Below are 24,495 nucleotides of genomic sequence, written 5' to 3'. Positions count from 1 at the left end.
CCATGGCAACAACACTGCCTACGACGGCGGCTCCCGCTAAAGTTTCCCGCGGCGCAGCCGGCGCACGGCTGCGCAAGCTCAATCTTCCGGCCGGTCTGGCCGGTTGGATCTGGCTGGCCGTCATCATCATTCCGATCTACTACATCGTGGTCACCTCCTTCAAGAGCCAGGCTGGCTACTTTAGTCAGAATCCTCTGGCCATCCCCAGCGAACCGACGCTGGATAACTACAAGATGGTGCTGTCCAACGATTTTGGCCGGTACTTCCTCAATAGCGTGATCGTTACTTTGGGGGCCACGGTTCCGGCCGTCGTCTTTTCCTTCATGGCGGCGTTCGCCATTGTGCGCGGCAACGGAGCCTTCCTTAAAAGCGTCAATGGCTTGTTCCTGATGGGTCTGGCTATCCCCTTGCAGGCGACGATCATTCCGGTGTACCTCATGATCATCAAGCTGAACTTGTATGATTCCCTGCTGGCCCTGGTGTTGCCGTCCATCGCCTTCGCCATCCCGTTGACGGTCCTCATCCTCTCCAACTTCATCCGCGATGTGCCGAACGAACTGTTTGAATCCATGCGCCTAGATGGTTGCAGCGAATGGCAGACCATGTGGCGCCTAGCGCTTCCGCTCACCAAGCCGGCCATTGTCACGGTGGCGATCTACAACGGACTGGGTGTTTGGAACGGGTTCCTGCTGCCACTGATCCTGACCCAAAGCCCGGAACTGCGGGTTCTGCCCTTGGCACTGTGGACCTTCCAAGGCCAATATTCGGTCAATATCCCGGCCGTCCTTGCATCGGTGGTTCTCACAACATTGCCCATCCTGGTGCTCTACATCCTTGGCCGCCGTCAACTACTCAGCGGCCTCACCGCAGGCTTCAGCAAATAATCCCCGAAAGGACATCACCAACATGACGACGGACAAAGCTGCCCTGCGTGTGGGCATGGCCGGCTACGCGTTCATGGGAGCCGCCCACTCCCACGCCTGGCGCAGTGCACACCGCTTCTTTGATCTTCCCCTCACCCCGGAACTGACGGCGATCGCCGGGCGCAACCGGTCCGCCGTCGAACAGGCCGCCGCGCAAATGGGGTGGGCGTCGACGGAGACCGACTGGCGTGCCTTGATCGAACGCGATGACATCGACCTGATCGACATTTGTACCCCCGGAAACACGCATGCGGAAATCGCCATCGCCGCGCTCAAAGCCGGAAAGCACGTCCTGTGCGAAAAGCCGCTCGCCAACAGTGTGGCCGAGGCACAGGAGATGACGGCAGTTGCCGCGGAAGCTGCGAAGAATGGCGTGTTTGCCATGTGCGGCTACTCGTACAGGCGCACCCCTGCCCTTGCACTCATGAAACGCATGGTGGCGGAAGGCAAGGTCGGAACCATCCGCCATGTCCGCGCCCAGTACCTCCAAGACTGGCTAACAGACGGGAGCGCACCACTGACGTGGCGTATGGACAAGTCAAAATCCGGCTCGGGCGCACTCGGCGACATCGGAGCCCACAGCATTGACGCAGCCCAATTCGTCACGGGCCTGAACATCACGGGCGTGTCCGCCATCATGGAAACCTTTATCACCCAACGGCCCATCGGAGGCGACTTCATCGGCCTGGGCGGCACCGGTGCGGTCGACGAAAACACCGAGATGGGACCTGTCACGGTGGATGACGCCGCCATCTTCACGGCGCGGTTCGACGGCGGCCCCATCGGTGTGTTCGAGGCGACTCGCGCCGCCCTCGGCAGAAAGAACGCAATGCGATTGGAGGTCAACGGCACCCTGGGATCGCTGGCCTTCGACTTCGAGGACATGAACTTCCTGCAGTACTACGACGAGCGCGATGCTGCCGGCGAACGTGGCTTCCACCGCATCATGGTCACCGAACCCGAGCACCCCTATGTTGGCAACTGGTGGCCTACGGGTCACGGACTCGGGTACGAACACGGCTTCACGCATCAGGTGGTGGATCTCGTGACCGCGCTGGGCGCCAAGACCCAGCCCACGCCGTCGTTCGCGGAAGCCCTGGGCGTTCAGCGCGTTCTGGCCGCCGTCGAGGAAAGTGCCACCAACAACAGCCACTGGACAACCATCAAAGGAAATAAGGCATGAGCACGAAAAATGCACTCATTGTGCGCGGCGGCTGGGACGGACACCAGCCCGTCGAGGCCACCGAACTATTCATTCCCTACCTCCGCGAGAAGGGCTTCGACGTCCGAGTTGAGGAAAACACCGCCGTCTACGCAGATGCCGAGTACATGGCCAGCGTGGATTTGATCGTGCAGTGCAACACCATGACCACCATTGAGCCGGAGGAGTTCAAGGGCCTGCGTGCCGCCGTCGAAAGCGGCACCGGCCTAGCCGGCTGGCACGGCGGAATCGCCGATTCCTACCGCAACAACTCCGACTACCTGCACCTGATTGGCGGCCAGTTTGCCTGCCACCCGGGCCACCACCCGGACGAGGCCACGGGGGAACAATCGGATAATTACGTTCCGTACACGGTCACCATGAATGCCGCAGCCGCGACCCATCCCATCACGGAGGGCATCGGAGACTTCGAGCTGGTCACCGAACAGTACTGGGTCTTGGCCGACGACTACATTGACGTCCTGGCCACGACCACCCAAAAGGTTCGTGAGTGGGACCCCTGGAACCGTGAGGTCACGTCCCCCGCCATCTGGACGCGCCAATGGGGCAAGGGCCGGATCTTCGTCTCAACCCCCGGCCACCGCGTGGAAATTCTGGAAGATCCCAACGTCAAAACCATCATCGAAAGGGGCATGTTGTGGGCGAGCCGCTAAACATCCTGAACATTGGCATTGTGGGCTGTGGAAACATCATTGCCCAGTATCTAAGCACGCTCCCCTCATTGGAGACTCTGCGGCTCGTTGCCGTGGCTGACCTGGATGTTGCCCGGGCCGAGGCCGTGGCCGCAGATTTGCCCGGCGTCCGTGCCCTGTCGGTGCAGGAGCTCATGGACGACGACGAGGTGCAGTTGGTCTTGAACCTCACCATCCCGGCCGCCCACGCGCAGGTGGCCCTGCAGGCCATCGCGGCGGGCAAGCATGTCTATGGTGAAAAGCCGCTGGCCGCTACGGCCGAAGAGGCTGCCGGAGTGCTCGCTGCAGCGGCGGCCGCCGGACTCACCGTCGGGTGCGCCCCGGACACTGTGTTGGGAACGGGCACCCAGACTGCCCGGCGTGCGATTGATGATGGCTTGATTGGCCGACCCATCTCGGCGACGGCCACCATGATGTGCCCCGGGCATGAGCGTTGGCATCCCAATCCGGACTTCTACTATGTTCCAGGTGGTGGCCCCTTGCTGGACATGGGTCCGTACTACGTCTCCGCCTTGGTGACGTTGTTGGGACCGGTGAAATCGGTAATCGGCGCCGCCAGCTACACACGCGATTCACGCACCATTGGCTCCGGGCCACGCGCCGGCGAGGAGATCCCGGTCTCCACGGACACCCATGTCAGTGGAGTGCTGATTCACGAGTCCGGCGCCCTGTCCACGCTCGTCATGAGCTTTGACGCCGTCGCCACACAAGCCGCCAACATCGAAATCCACGGGGAGAGCGGCTCACTCATTGTGCCCGATCCCAATCGCTTCGATGGCGATGTCAAGCTGCATCGTCTCGGCGGTGACGGCTGGGAAACCCTCCCGGTCTCGGGTGGTTACGTTGATGGTGCCCGCGGGATTGGCCTGCACGATCTCGCCGCAACTCCTGTAGGTGCGGAGCCACGCGCTGGGGGCGCCCTTGCCTTCCACGCCTTAGAAGTCATGGAATCTGTCTTGAAGTCCGCCCATACAGGCCAACTCGTAGATATCGCCAGCACCTGCTCGCGACCTGAGGCTGTTCCGTTGACCGTCCTCGCCGCAACAGATGCGCTGGCAGGCTCTGCGAAGGGCTAGCTCAACAAGAAGTCCGCCTACCCCGTGTCCAGAAGAACGAGGTGGGCGGACTTTTCAGTTCCTGTAGCCTGGCTGCAAAGCCGGCCGGGACTTCTATTCTGCGAAAACAATCCGCTTGAGGAAATCGTTCTGGAACTTGCCCGTTGGGTCCAGCTTCTTCACAAGCGCCTTGAATTCATCGAACTTGGGGTACAGGGGCGCAATCGCGGCTGCATCAACCGTGAAGACCTTGCCCCAGTGGGGCCTGGCAGCAAAAGGTGCCAGCGCTTGTTCAATCAAGGGCAGCACACCCTCAACGGCTTCCTGATCCAGCGTCCACGTGAAGTGCAGGGCAATCCCATCGCGGCCGTAGTTGCCACTGAGCCACAAGTCATCGGCTGCAACGGTGCGAATCTCTGCCACCAACAGCAAGGGCGTAATGACGTCAGTGAGCTGGCGCATGGAGTTAATGGCCGCCACCGCATGCTCACGAGGCACCAAGTATTCACTCTGAATCTCATCCCCATTGCTGGGAAGGTAGTCCATACGGAAGTGTGAGAGCCGGCCTGAGGCGTTGCCAGCCAAGCCCAACTGTGGGGTGCAATTCACGGCGGAGACTCCTGGCAGTGGATGCAGCTCGGTACGTGCCGCCACTCCGCCAAAGAAATCTTCAGGGAAGTCCCCGGTGCGTCCGTCACCCTGCCGTTGCTTGAACCATGCCTGGCCAACGGTGTCGCCGCTCCAGTCGGTAAAGAGGCTGACGGAATAGGCACTCGCGGTGATGGCATCGTAGTTCGCCAGCACCGTATCCCACGGCAGCTCCGTGTAGACGTGCTGAGCCACCGTGAAGTCAGCTTCGATCCGCAAGGTAACTTCGGTGAGAATCCCCAACGCGCCCAAGCCCACCACGTAGGCGGCAAAGTTGGGCGTGCCCTCGCGCGTCACGGTGCAGAGGTCACCGCCTGCATCAACGAAGGTAAGGCCCAGTACCGACGTGGCAAGATTTCCGTTGCCATCACCCGATCCATGGGTGCCCGTAGCGATCGCACCGGCAATGGAAATGTGGGGCAAGGAGGCCAGATTGTGCAGGGCAAAGCCATGCCTCGCCAGTTCCGTTGCCAGCACCCCATAGCTGGTCCCCGCACTGACGCTCACGGTGAGCTTTTCTGCGTCAATGGTGATGTTCGGTGCAATGTTCGCCAAACTCACAAGGATGCCTTCTGAGTCAGCCAACGGATTGAAGGAATGGCGCGATCCCAGAGCCCGGACTTTCGGCGCTGCAGCCACCAACGCGCGGAGATCCTCAACGGACTCCGGGCTGTGGATGGCGCTGGCACCGTAGCTGTAGTTCCCGGCCCAGTTCCATTCGATCGTATCCAGTTCCGCCGTCATGGGAACCATCCTGTTCTCTTAGCTATTACTTAATTTGATGTGATCAACAACATATCAAGAACAAGGATGTTTATCCAGCGTTTGCTTGCGCTGAGTGACTGGTTTTGCCGCCGTTGGCCAGTTGTTAGATCTCCCGTAAGCCTCACCTCGCCAATATGTTGACTTAGGGCACTAATCTGAGCCGCGAAAAATTCGTCGCACTTTCGGCTTAACTTGATTGTGCGTAATTAAGTTGTGTACAATCAAACCATGACGACGAACGATTACCACCTTGACTCCATGGTTTGCTTTGCGATCTATTCTGCATCGAACGCCGTGGCCAAGGCGCACCGCGTAGCCCTGGAGCCATGGGGGCTGACCTACACGCAGTACATCGTCCTGCTTGAAACCGACACCTCCGACGCCGGCCTGACCGTCAGCGATCTCGGGACCAGAATGGGCCTGGATTCGGGCACACTGTCACCCCTCCTGCGCCGGCTCGAGCAGCGCGGGCTCGTGTTGCGTCAGCGAACGTCATCCGACGAACGGGTGGTCACCGTAACCCTTACCAAGGACGGCACCGCCACCCTCAAGGACGTTCTTGTTGCATTACAGCCTCTGCGTGCCGCGTACGGCTTTGAATCAGCCGCGCAGGCACAGGAGCTTGTTAACCAGCTCCATCGCATCACCGAAGGCATGCGCCAGTTGACTGCTTCACCGCAGTCCTGACGCACCCTACCCACAAACCAAAGCAAGACCCCAACCCCTTACGGAAGGTACCCCATGACTCCCCTTTACACCGCAGAAGCACTCGCTACCGGAGCCGGTCGCAACGGCAAGGTCCGCACCATCGATGGCCAACTTGATTTGAATCTGGCCATGCCCAAGACCATGGGCGGCTCCGGCGACGGCGCAAACCCGGAACAGCTCTTCGCCGCTGGCTATGCAGCCTGCTTCCATTCCGCCTTGCAGCTGGTGGCCCGCACCCAAAAGGTCGACATCACCGATTCGTCCGTCGGCGGCCAGGTCCACCTCAGCCCCAACGGAAAGGGTGGCTACGAATTGGCCGTTGCACTGGAGGTAATCCTGCCTGGCATCGAGGCAACCGTTGCCCAGTCTCTCGCTGACGCGGCACATCAGGTGTGCCCCTATTCAAATGCCACCCGCGGCAATATTGAGGTCACCATTTCCGTCTCCGACGACTAAACAAACTCATTGGCAACCTTGAGGTGAGCTAACCCTGTTCTGCCTGCACTCCTGGAGTGCAGGCAGAACAGGTTTAACGCCCAAATTGGTTCACTGCCTGCCGCTGCGATCCCTTGAATTCTGTCCGGGCGGCACTAGCTTTTCGGGACCATATTCCGTTGCGGCCCAGGAGGCCAGCAGGCGCAGCGCTTCCTCCGAGGAAGAACCTGGTTCCGCAGCATAAATAGTCACGGTCAGGCCGGGCTCGGCGGCCATCTCCAGGCCCTCGAAGGCTAGGGTGACCTCACCAACCACCGGATGACGGAATTTTTTTGACCCCGTGCCGTGATGCCGAACATTGTGCGCACCCCAACGGCGGCGGAACTCCTCAGATCGGGTGCTGAGTTCGCCGATGAGGTCGTGAAGTTCCTTGTTGTGCGGATCCCGGGCGGCCTCCGTCCGGAGAATGGCCACCGTCACCTCGGCAAACAGGCCCCAATCCGGGTAGAAGGACTTGGCTCGTTCGTCAAGGAATGTGTACCGCGCAATATTAGGGGGCTGGCCCGGCATGTCGTATACATCTTTGTAGAATGCGCGGGCCAGGTCATTTACCGCCAACAAATCCATGCGTCCGTTGCGGACAAAAGCAGGCCCGGCCGTCACGGCGTCGAGCGTCCACTGCAGGCTTTGGTGAGCAACCCACGTCTTGGAGTTTCGACGTCGAGGTGGCCTCGCCACCGGACTGGCCGCGTGAGCCAGATCGAAAAGGTGGGCACGTTCGGCGTCGTCCAAGCACAGCGCCTTGGCTACGCTATCGAGCACCTGCGGAGAAGCGCCGCTGATGGCTCCGCGCTCCATGCGGGTGTAATACTCGATGCTTACCCCCGCCACCGTCGCGACCTCACTGCGGCGCAGCCCCGTCACACGCCTATTGGTGCCGGCTGGCAGACCAAGCTGCTCGGGCGTGACCTTGGCGCGGCGTGAGGATAGAAACTCACGTACCTCGTCTCGATTGTCTCGATTGTTCATATCCCCACACTAACCACAGTGCCGCTGGCATGGGAGTCCCTGTCGGTGCCCCTCAACCGGGCGCCCGCCGGAGTTGACCAGCGCAGAAGCGCCTAGCCCAGCAGGGCGTCCATTCCGAGCGCCGTTCCCTCCGGAAGCAACGGGACATAGCGGTCATAAATGGCTTGCCGGGCTCGGCGCCCAGCGTCAACACCTTGCCTGGCGGCAATGGCCTCGAAAATCTCCCGATCCAAGGCCGCCGACGCCGCCTCGGTTCTCTCGGTGGCGCCCGAATCCGAAAGTTGCTGGGTAATCAATCCAACGATCGCCCCTGCCACGGCACGCCCACACATGGTCAGCAGGGCATTGCCGCTGGCTTCCCACACAGCCAGGTGGAAGTCGACGTCGGCCCGAGCAAAGGCCGCCGCATCCTTGCCAACCGCCTCCTCCATGCGTTCAATGGCTGAACTCATGGCGGCCAATTGCTGCTCGTTATGCAACGCGGCAGCCAAGCGGCACGCCGATGATTCCAGGACCAGACGAAATTGCACCAGCTCCGACATGGACAACGAATCCATCCGTGCCATGGTGACGAAGGAACGGGTCATCGATTCCGGTGAGGGTTCCAGCACCTTGGGTCCGCCGCGTCCGCCAGGTTTGGATTCAACCAAGCCCATGGACTGCAAAACCCGCAGTGCCTCACGCACGGTTGGCCTACTGACCGAGAACTGAACCATCAGTTCACGCTCGGAGGGCAAGTGGTCACCGGCAGCTATCGCTCCGGAAGTGATGGCCGTTTCAATCTGCTCGACAACCCGTTCATAGGTGAGGGTCGCGACGGCTGGCGTGAAGGTAACTGGTTTCATCTGGTGCCTTAGGTCGTGGGAACTATGGATGTGCGAGCAGTTGATGAACTGGTAGGACCAGCCAACTTATTAGAAATATACAACCATTGATGTTTGCGCGTCAGTCCCCTGCGGCGAATCGAATCCTCAGCGAGCGGGTCCGCTTCATCGGTGGGATGCACAGCGCCGCGTGGTCACATTGCCCAAGTGAACGTCATCTTTGGTGTCCGCTATGAGCAATGGCTCGCGTGGCCCCGCCGAATCCAGCAATGCATGTACACAATATAACTGGCCTGACCATTGAATTATTTTCGTCAATGGACTTCAATGGTGTTGGACAAGTCACATTGAAGAGTCGATCGAACACCAGATTCCAACCGATGGGGTACACATGCTTCGCTCAAATAAAATCAGCCGGTCGATGGTGCTGCTCGTCGCAGCCACGCTGTCGCTCACCGCTTGCAACGCCGGCTCGTCGACAGGCACCAACGACGCTGAGCCCAAGACGTCGCTGACTGTGGCCCTTACCGGTCCCCCGGTAAACCTCGACTTCACCACCACGGCAGGTGCGGCCATCCCCCAGGCACTCATGGCGAACATCTATCAGGGCTTGGTGCGGATTGACCAGGACGGTAAATTGCAGCCATTGCTAGCCGATTCCTGGGAACTGAGCGAGGACCGCAAGACTTATACGTTTAAGCTCCACCCTGGCGTCACCTTCTCATCCGGTGATACGTTCACGGCCGACGACGTCAAGTTCAGCATTGAACGCGTCAAGTCAGATGCGTGGAAGTCCAGCCTGAAAAACAAGATGAACGTCGTCAAGGCCGTGACGGTAGTGGGCGATACCGAGGTCAAGGTTGAGCTCAACCAGCCAAGCAACGCCTGGCTCTATGACATGGGCTCCCCCATCGGGGCCATGTTCGATCCCAAGGGGGTCGACGCTCTCGCGACCACGCCAGTAGGAACGGGTCCGTTTACCGTCAGCGCATGGAAGCCGGGCGATTCCCTTGAATTGGCTGCACGCACTGACTACTGGGGCACCGCGCCATCGCTGAAAACCGCGACTCTGCGCTACTTTGCCGATGCCACTGCCACCACCAACGCCCTTCAGTCGGGCGATGTTGACGTGGTCTACAACATGCAGGCACCTGAGCTGCTCTCTAGCTTCAAGGACAACAAGGATTACCAAGTCCTAGAAGGTACATCCACGGGCAAGATCATCTTGTCGATGAACAACAAGGCTGCGCCGTTCAACGACGTGCGCGTCCGCCAGGCCGTGATGTACGCCGTGGACCGCAAGGCGGTCATGGATACAGCGTGGAATGGCATGGGGACACTCATCGGCGGCCCCGTCCCGCCGTCGGATCCTTATTACGAAGACCTCAATGACGCGTACCCCTTTAACCCCGACAAGGCCCGAGTCCTGCTGAAGGAAGCCGGCGTGGAGAACCTTGACATCACGTTCTCGGTTCCCACGCGTCCTTACGCAACCGCGGTTTCGGAAATCGTCGTCTCGCAGCTCAAGGACGTTGGCATCAACGCAAAGATCGAATCCACCGAGTTCCCCGCCGTATGGCTGGATCAGGTATTTACCAAGCATGACTACCAGATGTCCGTCATCCTTGCCGTTGAAACCCGGGATGTATTGACCATGTTCAACGACCCGAACTACTACATCGGTTTCGACAATTCGAAGATCAAGGACGATGCCGCGGCGGCAGATACTGCCGATGAGGCCGGTTATGTCTCCGGAATGAAGAAGGTCGTTAAGAGCATCGTTGACGACGCCGGTTCCGATACCTTGTTCCTGTTCCCCAACATTGTGGTGGCAAAGTCCACGGTCACCGGGATTCCAGCAAATGCTGTCTCAACGGGCCTGGACATCAGTTCCATGGGGTGGAAATAGATGATGTTGAAGTAGCAATACCCTGAGTATGGGGTTGTCCCTTGGGGATGAATTACTGGATCGACGGAATGGAAACCCGGCATGGTGATGCGTATTTTGACCAACCTGCTCAGGTTTGTGGCGACCTTCGTGGTGGCCACGGTCCTGGTGTTCCTTGTTATGCGCACCGTGCCGGGAGATCCAGCGCAGATTGCACTTGGCGTTGATGCAACGCCGGAGCTCATCGCACAAACCCGCGCCGAGTTCGGAACGGACCGTCCGCAGATTGTGCAGTATCTGGAGTGGGCCCGCGGACTGCCCTTTGGTCAGTTCGGCACTTCGTATGTCACCCACCAAAACATCAGCCCCCTGGTCGCGGACCGCGTCCAGGTATCGCTGATCTTGGTCATCTTGGCCATGCTGGTGGCCTTGATCATTGCGATTCCGATGGGAACGTTGGCTGCTGTCAAGCATCGCAAGGCCTCAGGTGCAGTCATTAGTGCCATCAGCCAACTTGCCATTGCCATTCCCGGCTTCCTTGCCGGAATTCTGCTCGTGGTGGTGTTTGCCCTGAACTTGGGCTGGTTCCCGGCTAACGGCTGGACCCCGCCGGGGCAGGACTTTGGCCAGTTCCTCTCCCGGGTGGCCTTGCCCGTGCTGGCTCTGGCCTCCGTCCAGGCCGCCATTCTTACCCGGTACGTGCGCTCGGCGGTACTCGAGGTCATGAGCGAGGACTACCTACGGACAGCGCGGGCCAAGGGGCTGTCGCCGCTGGGCGCGCTGCTCAAGCACGGACTGCGGAACGCCGCCATTCCAGTCCTGACCGTCACCTCGGTCCAGCTGGCCGCCTTGATCATTGGCGCCGTCGTCATAGAAAGGGTCTTCGTGATCCCAGGGCTCGGCTCCATGCTGTTGGATGCCGTTGGCAACCGTGACCTGCTCACTGTCCAGTCCGTGGTGATGGTGCTGGTGGGGATTACTTTGGTCATCAATTTGCTGGTCGATGTGTTCTATACCGTCCTAGATCCGCGCATTCGGAAATCGGCATAGGGGAATCGCCATGGCTACGAAAATCAAGACCATCAGCCCCGTGAAGCGCCGCCGGCGGTGGCGGGGATCCATGCTTGTGGGCGCCGTATTGGTGGGCGTGGTGGTTCTCTCCGCCTTGCTCTCCTATTTCTGGACACCCTTTGACCCGGTTCAGGCCTATCCGCTTGACCGGTTACAAGGCCCAAGTTTTACGCACCTGATGGGCACGGACAGATATGGCCGGGACGTCTTCTCCGGCATCCTCTACGGTGCCCGGATCACGCTGCTCGTTGGCATGGTGTCCGTCGGCATCGCGCTGCTGTTGGGCACGCCGCTGGGAATCCTGGCTGGTATGAAGCGCGGTGCCACCGAAGAAGTGACTATGCGGTTCGCTGACATCTTGCTTGCTTTTCCGGCTCTATTGTTGGCCATCATGTTCTCAGCCATCTTCGGTGCCAGCACGGTAACGGCCATGATCGCCATTGGTCTTGGGTCCGTTCCCGGCTTCGCCCGGGTGGCCCGTTCCGGCACGCTTCAGGTCATGAGTACCGAATACGTCCAGGCCGCCAAGGCATCGAGCCAGCCCGCATTTCGCATTGCCCGCCGACATGTTTTACCCAACATCATTGGCATGGTGGTGGTGCAGTGCTCGGTAACATTTGCGCTGGCCGTCTTGGCGGAGGCGGCCTTGTCCTTCCTTGGGCTTGGCACTCCGCCGCCAATCCCCAGCTGGGGACGCATGCTCCAGGAGTCCCAACAATTCCTTGGCACATTCCCCCTGCTTGCCTTCTGGCCTGGTCTTGCCATCGCTATTGCTGTGATGGGTTTCAACATGTTGGGTGATGGATTGCGGGATCGTTTTGATCCCAAACTGAACGGAGACCGCCCATGAGCACCACGGCACCAAAGCTGCTGAGCGTTGAAAACCTGTCCGTAAACTACGCCGGCTTCAGTCTTGTCCGGGATGTCTCCTTCGCCATGGCGCGCGGTGAACGCATCGGCTTGATTGGCGAATCCGGTTCCGGCAAGTCCTTGACCACAACAGCTCTCATGGGCCTGCTGCCCGAGGGTTTGCAATCGAGTGGCGCCGTGCATCTTGACGGCCACAGCCACAACTTCATCGGCGCCACGGATGCCTCCATGCGCAAGATCCGCGGCCGTGACATGACCATGGTCTTCCAGGAACCCCTCACGGCGCTGAATCCACTCATGCGCGTGGGTGCCCAGGTTGCCGAGGTCATGACGGTGCACCACACGGCCGGATCCCGCCGGGAAGCGCAGGCGAAGGCCATCGAGATGCTGGCCGCCGTGAAGCTGCCGGATCCCGCCGAGGCGGCCCATGCCTACCCCCACCAGCTTTCCGGCGGCCAGCGCCAACGCGTCATGCTGGCCATGGCTCTAGCCAACGATCCTGCATTGCTGTTGTGTGACGAGCCCACCACAGCACTGGATGTCACGGTGCAACGCCAGGTCCTGGATTTGGTTTTGGAATCAGTTCAGGAACGCGGCACAGGCCTGCTGTTCATCACCCATGACCTCGCTGTTGTTGCCAACATGTGCACGAGGGTCCTGGTCATGAACCATGGCCGCGTGGTTGAGGAAGGGCTCACGGAAGACATCTTCACCCGACCCCAGCACAGCTACACGCGGGGCCTTCTCGCCGCCAGCGACATGGAAGCAAAGGACAATGACGGGCGCCTGTTCACCGTCGCCTCTGCGGCGGCGTATGTGCCGCCAAGCCCGGAGGAGGCCCTCCTTCGCGCCAAGGCTGCGGCCGTTGCGCCAGCTGCTACCGCTGGGGCAGTGAAGGACGACGCCGAACCCAGCCCCGAGCAGAAGGCGGACGTTGCGCCTCCGGTCATCGCCGTGACGGAGCTGACCCGCACCTACCGACGCGATCGAACGTCTCTCTTTGCCAAGGCCGCAGAGGTGCATGCACTCAAGGATGTGAGCTTCGTTGTGCGGCCGGGCGAACGCCTTGGCGTTGTGGGTGAATCCGGTTCGGGAAAGTCCACCCTCCTGCGCATCCTTGCAGGCCTGGACCGACCTACTTCTGGTTCCGCAGTGGTCGCCGGCAACGAGGTGGCTGGTGCTGCCGAGCGGAGCCTGGTCCAATTGCGCCAGGAGCTACAGATCGTCTTCCAGGACCCCATGGGTTCGCTTAATCCACGCATGCGGGTGCTTGACATCATCACCGAACCACTCTTGGTTCCGGGCCGTTCGGAATCGGCCGCGCAACGACGTGACATGGCAGTCTCAATGCTTGAGGCCGTGGGACTCGGTCCGGAAACCCTCGAGCGGTATCCACACCAGTTCTCCGGCGGCCAGCGCCAGCGCATCTCCATAGCCCGGGCACTCATCTGCCGGCCCCGGGTGCTGGTGGCCGACGAACCCGTTTCGGCCTTGGACGTCTCGGTCCGGGCGCAGGTGCTGAACCTGCTGGCGGATCTGGTGGACCAATACCAGCTGACACTCGTGTTCGTCTCTCATGATCTGGCTGTTGTACGGCACCTGTGTGATCGGGTTGTCGTCATGCGCAAGGGAGAGATCGTGGAGGCCGGCGACACCGAAAGCGTCTATCAAAATCCGCAGCACCCGTACACGCAAAAGCTCGTGGCCAGTTCAATGAATCTCCGCGCCGAGGTGCTCGCCCGCGAGTCCCTGGCGCTTCAGAACGATTAGCAATCACCACCGAAAGGACCGTCATGAATCAGGCTGAACGCGATCTCACGGCACTTGAACTCTCCACCGCCTATGCTTCCGGACTGGATCCGCGGGAGGTTGCCGAATCGGTGCTGGCTCGCATAGCGGACCTTGAACCGGTTCTTAACGCCTTCTATGTTCATGAGCCGGATCAGGTTCGCCGCGATGCGGAGGCATCGGCCAAGCGGTGGGCGGCCGGCACCCAACTATCCGCGTTCGACGGCGTTCCGGCCACCGTCAAGGAGAACATCGCCCGAATCGGTGTGCCAGCTCCGTCAGGAACCGCCATCCCCAATCCACCTGTCGCGACGGAGAACGCACCTGTCACAGACAGGTTGTTGGAGGCTGGAATCGTCATTCTGGGTTCCACCACCATGCCTGACTGGGGAATGTTGTCCTCGGGCGTATCGTCCCTGCATGGGATCAGCCGCAATGCGCTGGACCCGTCGTTGACAACCGGTGGATCGAGCGCCGGGGCTGGCGCCGCTGCCGCCGCCGGGTACGGTCCCTTGCATGTTGGCACCGATATTGGCGGCTCCATCCGATTGCCAGGGTCCTGGTCAGGGCTGGCCACCCTAAAACCCAGCGCCGGGCTGGTCCCGCTCAACGTGCCCTATCTTGGCCGGGCCGCAGGTCCCCTGGCCCGCACGGCGGCGGACGCTTCCACCCTCATGAGCCTCATAGCGCGGCCCGACATTCGCGACTACTCCACCCGCCCCTACCCGGCGATGAAGTGGTTTTCCGGCCCGGCCAACCCTGCCGGCCTGCGAGTCGCATTGCAGCTGGACGCCGGGTCCGGTGCCGACCTCGATCCCCAGATCGCCGAAGCCGTGCAACGCGCGGCGGATCTCTTTGCCGCGGCAGGCGCCCACGTCGTCGAACTTTCTCCGTTCATGACCCCGGCCCAGCTTGCCGGGATCGACGCCTTCTGGCGGACGCGATCCTGGGCGGATTACAGTGCACTCGACGAGGAACAGCAGGGGAAGGTGCTGCCCTATATTGCCCGCTGGTGTTCAGGTGGCAAGGATTACGACGGCGTCGCCACAATGGAGCATTACCATCGCTTCGCCCAGGTGCAGCAGGCCACCATCGCGGCTACGGCAGGCTTTGACTTGGTGCTCTCCCCTGTGGCGCCCATGGCGGCTTTTGCGGCCGAGCAGCCCATGCCGGTGGATGATCCCGATCTGCCGATGGCCCATATTTCCTTCACCATGCCGTACAACATGTCGGGCCAGCCTGCGGCGACCGTCAACTGTGGTTTCATGGCCGATGGGCGAACGATCGGACTACAGTTGGCAGGCCCCGTGGGTGCCGACGACAAGGTATTGGCAGCTGCTGCTTGGTTTGAAACGGTGCGAGGAGACGCGGTCCCGGATTGGGCCCACGCCTCCTCGCACGGGGCGCTTAAGCCGGCGGGGTAAACCGACCGTCGATGGCGGTCCAGCCGCCGTCGACGGTCAAGACCGAGCCGGTCACAAAACTTGCCGCATCCGACGCCAAGTAGACCACGGCGCCTGCCAACTCTTCCGGGCGCGACCACCGTCCCAACGCACTCTTGTTTGCGTAGGCGTTGTACCACTCCGGGTTTGCCTTGATCTGGGCCGTTAGTGGTGTCTCGACGACGCCCGGCGCGATGGCGTTGACCCGCACACCCTGCTCACCGAACTCGGCGGCCGCCGTGCGGATCAGCTGAACCAGACCGGCCTTCGTGGCGGCATAGGCGCCCTGACCGGGCTCAACCACCGAAGCGCGAATCGAGGAAAAGCCCGTTATGGAGCCGCCGCCACGGGCAGCCATCTGCGGAGCGAAGGCCCGGATCAGGGCAAAGGACGCGCGGAGGTTAAGATTGACGACGCGGTCAAATTCCTCCATCGAGTAGTCGGCTATCCGCTTGCGGACATTCGTCGCCGCCGTGAAAACCAGGGCGTCCAGCTCGGGGTAGGCCGCGGCTGTTGCGGTGACGGCATCCACGTCGGTGACATCCAGGTCAATGGCAGTGGCACCGCCGCCAGCCAGTGCGGCAGTTTCCTGCGCACCCGCAACATTGCGGTCGGCGCAAATGACGGTAGCTCCCTGAGCGGACAGGGCAAGGCTCGCTTCGCGGCCGATGCCGCTACCGGCCCCAATGACCATGGCAAGGCGTCCATCCAGACGGAACAGTTGGGTGTAGTCGGTGGTTGAGTTCACATTCATTCCTCGGGTCGATGCGGATCAGAAATAGAGAGATCAGGCCGGGCGGATCATGGCCATGCGGGTGGTGGTGAATTCTTCGATGGCCCAGCGCGGGCCCTCCCGGCCAACGCCCGAGTCCTTCACTCCCCCATAGGGCATGATGTCGGAGCGGAAGCCGGGAATCTCGTTGACCACCACGCCGCCCACGTCCAGGCCGTTGATGGCAGCAAAAGCAGATTTCAGGGATCGGGTGAACACAGAGGCCTGCAGTCCATACCGGGAGTCATTGACCAACTCGATGGCCGCCTCCATGCTGTCCACCGTCTCTAGAGCCACAACGGGACCGAAGATTTCCTGGCACCAGAGCGGTGAGGAGTGCGGGACATTGGCAAGCACCGTCGGGTAAATCAGCGATTCCGAGTCAGTGCCTGAGTCATCACTGACGCCGTCTACCGGTGAATTCGTGGCGACGATCCAGGCCCCTTGAGTGAGCGCCTCTGCCACCCAGGACGTGATCCGCACAGCCGATGCTGAGTTGATGACGGGGGCAACGCGCGTGGCCGGGTTGCGGGGATCGCCCACCACAACTTCCGGAATTCTGCTGGCCAGCTTGTTCGTGAATTCCTCTGCGATCCCGGTCAGCAGGACCACACGCTGGACGGAGATGCACGCCTGCCCGTTGGCATAGAAGCCACCGCGGATGACGGCGTCGACCGCGGCGTCCACGTCGGCGTCGTTATCAACGATCAGGCCCGTGTTGGAGCCTAGTTCCAGGACTGTTTTTCGGGGTGCGGCCGCACGGGCGATCTGATGTCCCACGGCCGCGGAGCCGGTGAAGGACACGACGGCGGCCCGGGAGTCACCGACGAGGGCCTCGCCCACGTCCACCCCACCATTGACCATTTGCACGGCGGCGCGGGGAAGATCATGGGCGGCCAGCACGTCACGGATCAGCTCCACGAGGAGCAGCGTCGCAAGCGGTGTATCGGGTGAGGGCTTGATGACGATGGGGCAGCCGGCGGCCAGCGCCGGGGCAATCTTGTGCGTGGCGAGCAGGACCGGATAGTTAAAGCCGGCAATTCCCACCACGACGCCGGCTGGCCGGCGGGTGTAATAGCCCAGCATGCCTTCGCCCAGTGGCTGTAGGTCCAGCGGAACGGTCTCTCCCGTTGTCCGGGACACTTCCTCGGCTGCGGCCGTCCAGGTAGTGAGCGTGCGTGCCATCTCCACAGCGCAATCGAGGATGGGCTTACCCGTTTCCAGGACTAGGAGGCGCGCAAATTCCTCGGACCGTGCGGACAACTTGTCTTGAATGTCCATCAGGAGCGCACGTCGTTTGCCCGTGCCTGCCGCCGCCATGGCGGGAAGGACGGCAGCGGCCTCGGCCATGGCCAGGGATGCACTGGCTGCGTCACCCACGGGAGCCTTGCCAATGATGGAACCGTCGAAAGGAAAGCGAATGTCCGCTTGCGCCGTGGCCCGAACGCCAGATTCGCCGATGGGCAGGCTTTGACCGAGAAGTTCAAGGGACGGTTGGGCGATGGTCATCGCAGTTCCTTTCCAGCGCCGCTGTGGTGCCGAGGGGGTTGGTGCAGGACGAGTAACACCCTAGCCATTGAGTGGTCTTACCAGTAATATAAGCAGACTACTAGCGAAATATGCCGGAGGCAATGGATATGACAGGCAAAACGAATTTGGCGCACAAGCAGCGGCACTATCGCCTGGCTGTCGTGCCAGGGGATGGGATTGGTCCGGAGGTCATCCAATCCGCCCTCACCGTGCTGGACGCGGCCGAGACGGCCTTCGGATTCACCACCAAACGTGAGCACATTGCCGCCGGCGCTAAGCACTATGTGGCCACCGGAGAGCTCTTCAGCCCAGCCATCGAGGAAAGGCTGCGAGACAATGACGCCATCTTGTTCGGCTCCATGGGCGATCCGTCCGTGGCCCCCGGAATATTGGAGCGCGGTTTCATCCTGACCATGCGCCAGGTCTTTGAGCAGGCCGTCAACCTCCGCCCAGTTCGCCTATACCCCGGCGTCAAAACACCGATCGCCGAGCTGACGCCCGATCGCTGCGACCTAGTGATCGTCCGGGAGAACACCGAGGGCGCCTACGTTGGCAGGGGCTCAACCGTCCATGCCGGCACACCCAACGCTGTGGCCGTCCAAGAATCAGTCAACACGCGTGCCGGCGTTGAACGGGTTGTTGACTACGCCTTCAGGCTGGCCTCCTCCCGCCGCAAGAAGCTAACGCTTTGCCACAAGACGAACATTCTCGTCGAGGCCGGCAAGCTGTGGCAGGACACGGTGAATGACCTGGCCGCAAAATACCCTGACGTTGAAACTAACTATGTTCATGTGGACGCCATGTGCTTCCACCTGCCGATCGCCCCGGAACGCTTTGATGTTGTTGTCACTGACAATCTCTTTGGCGACATCATCACAGACCTTGGTGCGGTGATTCAGGGCGGCCTGGGTGTCGCCTCGAGCGCCAACCTCAATCTTGATCACAGTGCCCCCAGCATGTTCGAGGCCATCCATGGATCTGCACCGGATATTGCCGGTAAAGGCTATGCCAACCCCGCCGGCGCCGTACTGTCACTGGCCATGTGCCTAGCCCACCTTGGCGAAGATCAAGCCGCCCTCGCGATTGAGTCCGCCACAGTTGCCGTCTTGGGAACCATGAAGGGGTTGAGCGGTCCGGACATGGGTGGAAATACGCAGGAGATTGGGCAGCGCGTAGCTTATGCCCTCAACGACATTGCTGCCGGACGGGAACCGCTACTGGCTGGAATGTCCGTCATGGATGGCATCAAGGCCGCAGCACTGTCCTAAGAATCACACAACAGTTAACGAAGATGCCCTGGGTATCACCAAATGCGTTGGTGATACCCAGGGCAAACTTTCGTGGCGAGGGTTAGGCTACGAGCCCGTCAGCGATGTCCAGCACCTCGTCGAGGATTGCCAAGCCCGCAGCGGCATACTCCCTGCTGGTGTTGCATGGCGGGACCACGTGAATGCGGTTGAAGTTGGCGAACGGCAGCAATCCTCGTTCCTTGCAGGCCGCGATGAGTTGGTTCATCTCGGGACTGGAGGAGCCGTAGGGTGCTAACGGTTCCCGAGTGGCCCGGTCCTTGACGAGTTCGATGGCCCAGAAGACGCCCTTTCCACGCACTTCACCAACAGAGACGTGACGCTCGGCAAAGCCGGCCAGTGCCGGGCCGATGACGTCGGTGCCCAGCATGGCGGCGTGGTCCACCATGCCTTCGGTTTCCATAGCGTTGATAGTGGCAACTGCCGCTGCGGTGGCTAGCGGGTGCCCTGAGTAGGTCAGGCCCCCAGGGTAGACGCGTTTGCCAAAGGTGGCGGCGATTTCCGGGCTGATCGCGACTCCGCCCAGGGGTACGTAGCCGGAGTTGACGCCCTTGGCGAAGGTCATGAGATCCGGGACAACGTTGAAATGCTCCACCGCGAACCACTTGCCTGTGCGGCCGAATCCTGTCATGACCTCGTCGGCGATGAACATGATGCCATATTTGGTGCACAGCTCCCGTACCCCTTGCATATAGCCGGCCGGAGGGACGTAGATCCCCGCCGATCCTGGAATGGATTCCAGGACCAGGGCCGCGATCGTTGTGGGTCCTTCGAAGCCGATCAGTTGTTCAAGGTGCTCCAGGGCGCGCTGGCTCTCTTCTGCTTCCGTTGTTGCATGAAAGCTGGTCCGGTACAGGTAGGGCGGGAAGAAATGCACCGTACCGGTGCTGGCGGAATCGTTGGCCCACCGCCTTGGGTCACCGGTCATATTCACCGCCAATTGAGTGCCGCCATGATAGGAGCGGTAGGCCGAGAGGACCTTGGGCCGTCCGGTATGCAATCTCGCCATGCGCACGGCGTGTTCGTTGGCGTCGGCGCCACCGTTGGTGAAGAAGATCTTATTCAACTCCCCCGGGGTCCGCTCGGCGATAAGCCGGGCGGCCTCGGAGCGGGCCTCGTTAACATAGCTGGGGGCGATGGTGCACAGCTTGACGGCCTGTGCGGCGATCGCCGCCACTACGACCGGGTGTTGGTGGCCGATATTGGTGTTGACCAGCTGCGAGGAAAAGTCGAGGTACTTCTTCCCGTCCCCGTCCCAGACCCACGATCCCTGAGCGGCCGCAATGACCATGGGATCCAGCAGATCCTGGGCCGCCCAGGAATGGAATACATGTTTGCGATCCAGCTCATAAGCTCTCCGTGCGGCAGCCGTATCCACTGCGGGAGCCTGGAGCACTTCGGTGGGTGTGCCGTGATTCGCCACGGTAAAAGTCATGTCCGTCTCCGATGGTTGAACGAAAGGGGTTGGGGTCACGCGTTTTGGGGGAAGCCAAGGTTAATGCCGCCGTGGCTTGGGTCTGCCCAACGCGTGGTGACCGCCTTGCCGCGGGTAAAGAAGCTGACACCTTCGCTGCCATGTGCATGTGTGTCCCCGAACAGGGAATTCTTCCAGCCGCCAAAGGAGTAATAGGCCATGGGTACGGGTACCGGGACGTTGATGCCAACCATGCCGACCTCAACCTCGTTCTGGAAGCGGCGGGCCGCCCCGCCGTCGTTCGTGAAAACCGCCGTGCCGTTGCCGTAGGGGTTTGCGTTGATCACCGCGAGTGCCTCATCGAAGCCCTCAACCCGAAGGACCGACAAGACCGGGCCAAAGATTTCATCCTGGTAGATGGACATGTCAGTGGTGACGTCGTCGAACAGGGTGGGGCCAACAAAGTAGCCGTCTCCTTCCGCATCCGGGGTGACCGTCCGCCCGTCCACCACCAAAGTGGCTCCGGCTTCTTCACCGGCATCGACATAACCGGCAACCTTGTCCCGGTGGGCAGAGGTGACAAGCGGGCCCATGTCACAGCCACGCATCCCGTCGCCAGTACGGAGGGAGGTGGCGCGTTGGGCAATCTTGGCGACGAGCTCATCAGCGATGCCGCCCACAGCCAGGAGGGCCGAGATGGCCATGCACCGTTCACCAGCCGAACCGAATCCGGCATTGATGGCGGCATCGGCGGCAAGGTCCAGGTCAGCATCCGGCAGGACGATCATGTGGTTTTTCGCGCCGCCAAGAGCCTGGACACGCTTGCCATTGGCCGTGGCTGTTTCGTACACATACTTGGCGATCGGCGTTGACCCAACAAATGAGACGGCCTTGATGTCCGGGTGGGTCAGCAGGGTGTCCACGGCAACCTTGTCGCCCTGGAGGACGTTGAACACGCCGTCCGGCAACCCGGCTTCCTTCCACAACTCCGCCATCCAGCCGGCCGCCGTCGGAACTTTCTCGCTGGGCTTGAGGATCACGGTATTGCCTGCCGCAATTGCCAGCGGGAAGAACCACATGGGAACCATGGCCGGAAAATTGAAGGGGCTGATGATGGCTACCGGGCCAAGCGCTTGGCGCACCGAATGAATATCGACCTGTGTGGACGCGTTCTCCGTGTAGCTGCCCTTGATCAGGTGCGGTATGCCGCAGGCAAACTCGACCACTTCCAATCCGCGGCTGACTTCTCCCAAGGCATCGTCAAAGACCTTGCCATGTTCGGCTGTGATGATGGCGGCCAGCTCGCCCTTGCGGGCGTTGAGCAACTCGCGGAAGGAGAACAGGATCTGGGTGCGGCGGGTCAGTGAGGTGTCCCGCCATGCAGGGTACGCAGCCTTTGCCGCGGCCACCGCGGCGAGACCATCTTCGACGCTGGCCAGGGCCACCTCGGCGGTGACCTTCCCTGTCGCCGGATTGGTGACCTGCGCCGTGCGCTCCCCCGCCGGTGCATAGCCGCCATTGATCCAGTGCGCGATCGTCTTCAATGCTTCTCCTTGAATGGTTGGTGCCGGGATGGTTGCTGCCGGCCATAGCTGGTGCCTTGAATGCTTAGTGCCGTCATGCCAAGTCTTCCTTCCCCGTTAGCTCGACATAATTAGCAAGCTGTAAAAACATTCAACCGTTGACTTACACTGTGTAAATGCTGCCCACGATTCGCTCCATTCTCGAGCTCACCATGCTCCGAGACGCCGTCCCGTCCGTCCTGGGTGGTGCAGCCGCCTTGGACTCCACTGTGCGCTGGGTGCATGTGAGCGAACTGCTGGACATGGCAGGCCTCCTTTCGGGTGGCGAATTGGTGTTGACCACCGGCCTGGAGCTAGAAAAGGATCCCGATCTTGCCACGGCGTACCTGGATTCGCTGGCCCAAGCAGGTGTTGCCGGACTCATTGTTGAACTCGTAGGTAACCGTGCACGCAGCCTTGAGGCCCTGCGGTCCGCCGCTGCTGACTCCCGTTTCCCGGTGATCGTCCTCGAGCACCGGGTGCGTTTCGTGGCAATTACGGAGACCGTGCACCGCATGATCGTCGCCGAGCAGTTGGAAAAGGTTGAGCGTGCCCGGGACATCCACGAAGCCTTCACGCAGCTCAGCCTTGAAAGCGCCGGCACGCAACAGGTCGTGGAACAGGCAGCCGCCATGATTGGCGCACCCGTAGTTCTTGAAGACCTCCACCACCTGGCCCTGGCCTTTGCGGCCCGGAACGTCGACGCGTCCGAGCTGCTCCATGACTGGGAGAGACGTTCACGAACCACACCCGCCCTTGCCGGAACGGGACGTGCCGGTGCAGAACAATGGCTGCAGGTTCCGGTAGGCGTGCGCAACCAACTGTGGGGGCGTTTGGTGGTGCCAATGCCACCGCAGGACGACGAGGTAGCCGTGATGGTGCTGGAGCGCGCCGCCCAAACCCTGGCCATCAATCGATTGGCAGAACGCGACCAGCGCGAACTCTCCCAACAAGCTCAGGCTGGCCTGTTCAACATTCTGCGCAATCCCCGAGGGCTCAGCGAAGCCGAGGCCGTGGCCCGCGCAGCGTCTCTGGGGCTAAGGCGCTCGCCGTACTATGTACCCGTTGCTTTCCGTGCTGCCCAGGCGGGAGCTGCACTGAATCGTTCTGGACAGAACGGAACGGCCCAATCCACGAAGGGCAACTCCCAGCGCGACCCGCTGGCCGCCCAGCAAGCAGAACGAGAGCTGCTCGAACGCTTGACCCTCGTCATGAAATCCATGTCAGGCAGTGCCCTGAAGGCCAGCATTGAGGCCGGCTCGGTGGGCATGATCCTTGCCCTTCCGGCCAGTCAACTTGAGGACGCCACCTTGGAACGGCTGGCGCAGTCCTTGGCCAGCCACGCCGGTGAGGGGTCAACGCTGTGGACCATCGGCGTCGGGCGTCTGCGGGGAACCCTTTTGGAGGCGGCCGGCGGCATCGATGAAGCCGCTCACGTTGCCGAAACGGCCGCTACGCTCCGCGATTCTTCCCGGCTGTTCTACCGGAGCACGGATGTCCGGCTCAGGGGCCTGCTCGCCCTCCTGCGCGACGATCCTCGCGTTCAACAATTCGCCGAATCCGAACTTGCCGGCATCCTCGAGGCGGAGGCACAGGGGCACACCGGGCTCCTTGACCTCTTGGGTCGTTACCTCGAATCGGGCGGCAACAAGGCGGCCTTGGCCCGCAGCGGTTATCTCAGCCGGCCAACGCTGTACGCCCGGTTGGCGCGCTTGGAAGAGCTGCTCGACGCCGAACTGGACGACGCCGAATCCCGCACCTCCCTGCATGTGGCACTGCTCCTGCACCGCCTACGTGGCGAATCCGGCTGAGGCATGTGTGCCGTCTGGCCCTTGCGTGGGCTCCGTCATGTCCACTTTATGAATTGAGGGAAACGCCCTGGCCAGTAGCCTGCACCGTGGTTGCTGGGACGTGGCGTCGCGCCAGTGAAATCGTGAACGGTACTATTCCATATCTCAATCCTTGGAAGGCACGTCCGATCAGCAAAATGGTGAAGTTGGGCGCCACGGCGGCGATGATGGAGCCGATCAGGATCAGTGACAATGCAACCAGAAGGAGCTGCTTCCTATGTGGCCCGTCGCTGATCCTTCCCATGACCGGCGTGGCCATGGCTCCCGCCAGCAGGTTGATGGTGAGCATCCACTGGGCTGTGCTCACGGGAACGTTCATTTCCACCGCGATCGACGGCACCAGGCGAACCGATGAGATACTCATGGGTATTCTGCATCCGAGTTACGCCAGGACTGGGACGGCGGTCTCCAGGATTTCTCGCTCACGATGTGTGAGTTGTTCGCCTACGGCTTTGTCCAACCACATATTGCCGGTCATCTGTTCGGCGGCAAGTTTTTTACCGTCCGGTCTCCGTGAGGTGGATCCACACCTTTCGTCGCTCGTGTTCATCCGGGGTCCGTTCAACGAAGTTCAGCGCCAACAGCTCACGGTCTGCCAGCGAATTACCCTGAAGACTGATGTGGATGGCAAGAGCCAATTCTGACATGGTCGCCCCCTCTGGAACGGCCATGAGGAAACTCTGCAACCAACTTGATCAAG

General features: G+C 61.2%; 22 protein-coding genes. 13 read left to right on the top strand and 9 right to left on the bottom strand.

What is annotated here, in order from left to right; all coding sequences use genetic code 11:
- The first annotated feature begins 2 nt into the window (after nt 1-2).
- Genes ACP7B9_RS04235 through ACP7B9_RS04220 form a run of 4 tightly spaced genes read left to right on the top strand, consistent with a single transcriptional unit; the run spans nt 3 to nt 3,913 of the window.
- On the top strand, nt 3-884 hold the full coding sequence (locus ACP7B9_RS04235; protein ID WP_425861054.1) for a carbohydrate ABC transporter permease: 882 nt from the start codon (nt 3-5) through the stop codon (nt 882-884).
- 22 nt (nt 885-906) lie between these two features.
- Nucleotides 907-2,106 carry a Gfo/Idh/MocA family protein gene (locus tag ACP7B9_RS04230; protein WP_425861052.1) on the top strand — a complete coding sequence of 400 codons (1,200 nt, stop codon included), beginning with the start codon at nt 907-909 and terminating at the stop codon, nt 2,104-2,106.
- Entirely contained in the window at nt 2,103-2,798 is a 696-nt protein-coding gene (locus ACP7B9_RS04225) for a ThuA domain-containing protein (protein ID WP_425861051.1), read from the top strand. The genes ACP7B9_RS04230 and ACP7B9_RS04225 overlap by 4 nt, the downstream gene beginning before the upstream one ends.
- Entirely contained in the window at nt 2,783-3,913 is a 1,131-nt protein-coding gene (locus tag ACP7B9_RS04220; protein ID WP_425861049.1) for a Gfo/Idh/MocA family protein, read from the top strand. Before ACP7B9_RS04225 ends, ACP7B9_RS04220 begins: the two co-directional genes overlap by 16 nt.
- A gap of 93 nt (nt 3,914-4,006) precedes the next feature.
- On the opposite strand, the gene ACP7B9_RS04215 is transcribed toward ACP7B9_RS04220, so the two are convergent.
- Nucleotides 4,007-5,284 (bottom strand): D-arabinono-1,4-lactone oxidase, encoded by a 1,278-nt coding sequence (locus tag ACP7B9_RS04215; RefSeq protein WP_425861047.1) that lies wholly within the window; start codon nt 5,282-5,284, stop codon nt 4,007-4,009.
- 249 nt (nt 5,285-5,533) lie between these two features.
- Between ACP7B9_RS04215 and ACP7B9_RS04210 the strand changes: the two genes are divergently transcribed.
- Entirely contained in the window at nt 5,534-5,992 is a 459-nt protein-coding gene (locus ACP7B9_RS04210) for a MarR family winged helix-turn-helix transcriptional regulator (RefSeq protein WP_425861046.1), read from the top strand.
- A 54-nt stretch (nt 5,993-6,046) separates the two neighbouring features.
- Entirely contained in the window at nt 6,047-6,469 is a 423-nt protein-coding gene (locus ACP7B9_RS04205; protein ID WP_425861044.1) for an organic hydroperoxide resistance protein, read from the top strand.
- A gap of 90 nt (nt 6,470-6,559) precedes the next feature.
- On the opposite strand, the gene ACP7B9_RS04200 is transcribed toward ACP7B9_RS04205, so the two are convergent.
- Nucleotides 6,560-7,477, bottom strand: coding sequence for a helix-turn-helix transcriptional regulator (locus ACP7B9_RS04200; protein WP_425861042.1), 918 nt, complete (start codon nt 7,475-7,477; stop codon nt 6,560-6,562).
- Nucleotides 7,478-7,569: 92 nt separating this feature from the next.
- Nucleotides 7,570-8,322, bottom strand: a complete 753-nt coding sequence (locus ACP7B9_RS04195) for a FadR/GntR family transcriptional regulator (RefSeq protein ID WP_425861041.1) — start codon at nt 8,320-8,322, stop codon at nt 7,570-7,572.
- Nucleotides 8,323-8,692: 370 nt separating this feature from the next.
- On the opposite strand from ACP7B9_RS04195, the gene ACP7B9_RS04190 reads away from it, so the two are divergent.
- From ACP7B9_RS04190 to ACP7B9_RS04170, 5 genes are all read left to right on the top strand, one after another.
- A complete protein-coding gene (locus tag ACP7B9_RS04190; protein ID WP_425861039.1) occupies nt 8,693-10,210 on the top strand; it encodes an ABC transporter substrate-binding protein in 1,518 nt (505 codons plus the stop codon).
- Between the two features lie 81 nt (nt 10,211-10,291).
- Nucleotides 10,292-11,239: an ABC transporter permease gene (locus ACP7B9_RS04185; RefSeq protein ID WP_425861037.1), complete on the top strand. Its 948-nt coding sequence runs from the start codon at nt 10,292-10,294 to the stop codon at nt 11,237-11,239.
- 10 nt (nt 11,240-11,249) lie between these two features.
- A complete protein-coding gene (locus ACP7B9_RS04180; protein WP_425861036.1) occupies nt 11,250-12,110 on the top strand; it encodes an ABC transporter permease in 861 nt (286 codons plus the stop codon).
- Nucleotides 12,107-13,900 (top strand): ABC transporter ATP-binding protein, encoded by a 1,794-nt coding sequence (locus tag ACP7B9_RS04175; RefSeq protein WP_425861034.1) that lies wholly within the window; start codon nt 12,107-12,109, stop codon nt 13,898-13,900. The genes ACP7B9_RS04180 and ACP7B9_RS04175 overlap by 4 nt, the downstream gene beginning before the upstream one ends.
- Nucleotides 13,901-13,923: 23 nt before the next feature.
- Complete coding sequence (locus tag ACP7B9_RS04170; RefSeq protein ID WP_425861032.1) at nt 13,924-15,342, top strand: amidase; 1,419 nt, start codon at nt 13,924-13,926, stop codon at nt 15,340-15,342.
- On the opposite strand, the gene ACP7B9_RS04165 is transcribed toward ACP7B9_RS04170, so the two are convergent.
- Together ACP7B9_RS04165 and ACP7B9_RS04160 are read right to left on the bottom strand one after the other, a co-directional pair.
- Nucleotides 15,326-16,054: an SDR family NAD(P)-dependent oxidoreductase gene (locus ACP7B9_RS04165; protein WP_425861764.1), complete on the bottom strand. Its 729-nt coding sequence runs from the start codon at nt 16,052-16,054 to the stop codon at nt 15,326-15,328. The genes ACP7B9_RS04170 and ACP7B9_RS04165 overlap by 17 nt on opposite strands.
- Nucleotides 16,055-16,147: 93 nt before the next feature.
- Entirely contained in the window at nt 16,148-17,641 is a 1,494-nt protein-coding gene (locus ACP7B9_RS04160; RefSeq protein ID WP_425861030.1) for an aldehyde dehydrogenase family protein, read from the bottom strand.
- A 128-nt stretch (nt 17,642-17,769) separates the two neighbouring features.
- Between ACP7B9_RS04160 and ACP7B9_RS04155 the strand changes: the two genes are divergently transcribed.
- Entirely contained in the window at nt 17,770-18,930 is a 1,161-nt protein-coding gene (locus ACP7B9_RS04155; protein WP_425861028.1) for a 3-isopropylmalate dehydrogenase, read from the top strand.
- Nucleotides 18,931-19,012: 82 nt separating this feature from the next.
- Here the strand turns inward: ACP7B9_RS04155 and ACP7B9_RS04150 are convergent, their stop codons facing one another.
- Nucleotides 19,013-20,404, bottom strand: a complete 1,392-nt coding sequence (locus ACP7B9_RS04150) for an aspartate aminotransferase family protein (RefSeq protein ID WP_425861026.1) — start codon at nt 20,402-20,404, stop codon at nt 19,013-19,015.
- Between the two features lie 35 nt (nt 20,405-20,439).
- Nucleotides 20,440-21,927, bottom strand: a complete 1,488-nt coding sequence (locus tag ACP7B9_RS04145) for a CoA-acylating methylmalonate-semialdehyde dehydrogenase (protein WP_425861024.1) — start codon at nt 21,925-21,927, stop codon at nt 20,440-20,442.
- Between the two features lie 155 nt (nt 21,928-22,082).
- Here ACP7B9_RS04145 and ACP7B9_RS04140 point away from each other — a divergent pair, with 155 nt between their 5' ends.
- Entirely contained in the window at nt 22,083-23,756 is a 1,674-nt protein-coding gene (locus ACP7B9_RS04140) for a PucR family transcriptional regulator (RefSeq protein WP_425861022.1), read from the top strand.
- 46 nt (nt 23,757-23,802) lie between these two features.
- Here the strand turns inward: ACP7B9_RS04140 and ACP7B9_RS04135 are convergent, their stop codons facing one another.
- Nucleotides 23,803-24,159, bottom strand: coding sequence for an MFS transporter (locus ACP7B9_RS04135; protein WP_425861021.1), 357 nt, complete (start codon nt 24,157-24,159; stop codon nt 23,803-23,805).
- Nucleotides 24,160-24,292: 133 nt separating this feature from the next.
- On the bottom strand, nt 24,293-24,442 hold the full coding sequence (locus tag ACP7B9_RS04130; RefSeq protein WP_425861019.1) for a hypothetical protein: 150 nt from the start codon (nt 24,440-24,442) through the stop codon (nt 24,293-24,295).
- Between the last annotated feature and the right edge of the window lie 53 nt (nt 24,443-24,495).

It is taken from the genome of Arthrobacter sp. TWP1-1 (assembly GCF_049897845.1).
Taxonomy (GTDB): domain Bacteria; phylum Actinomycetota; class Actinomycetes; order Actinomycetales; family Micrococcaceae; genus Specibacter.
Note: the sequence above shows the minus strand (reverse complement) of the source record. Positions and strands in the feature narration are given on the sequence as shown.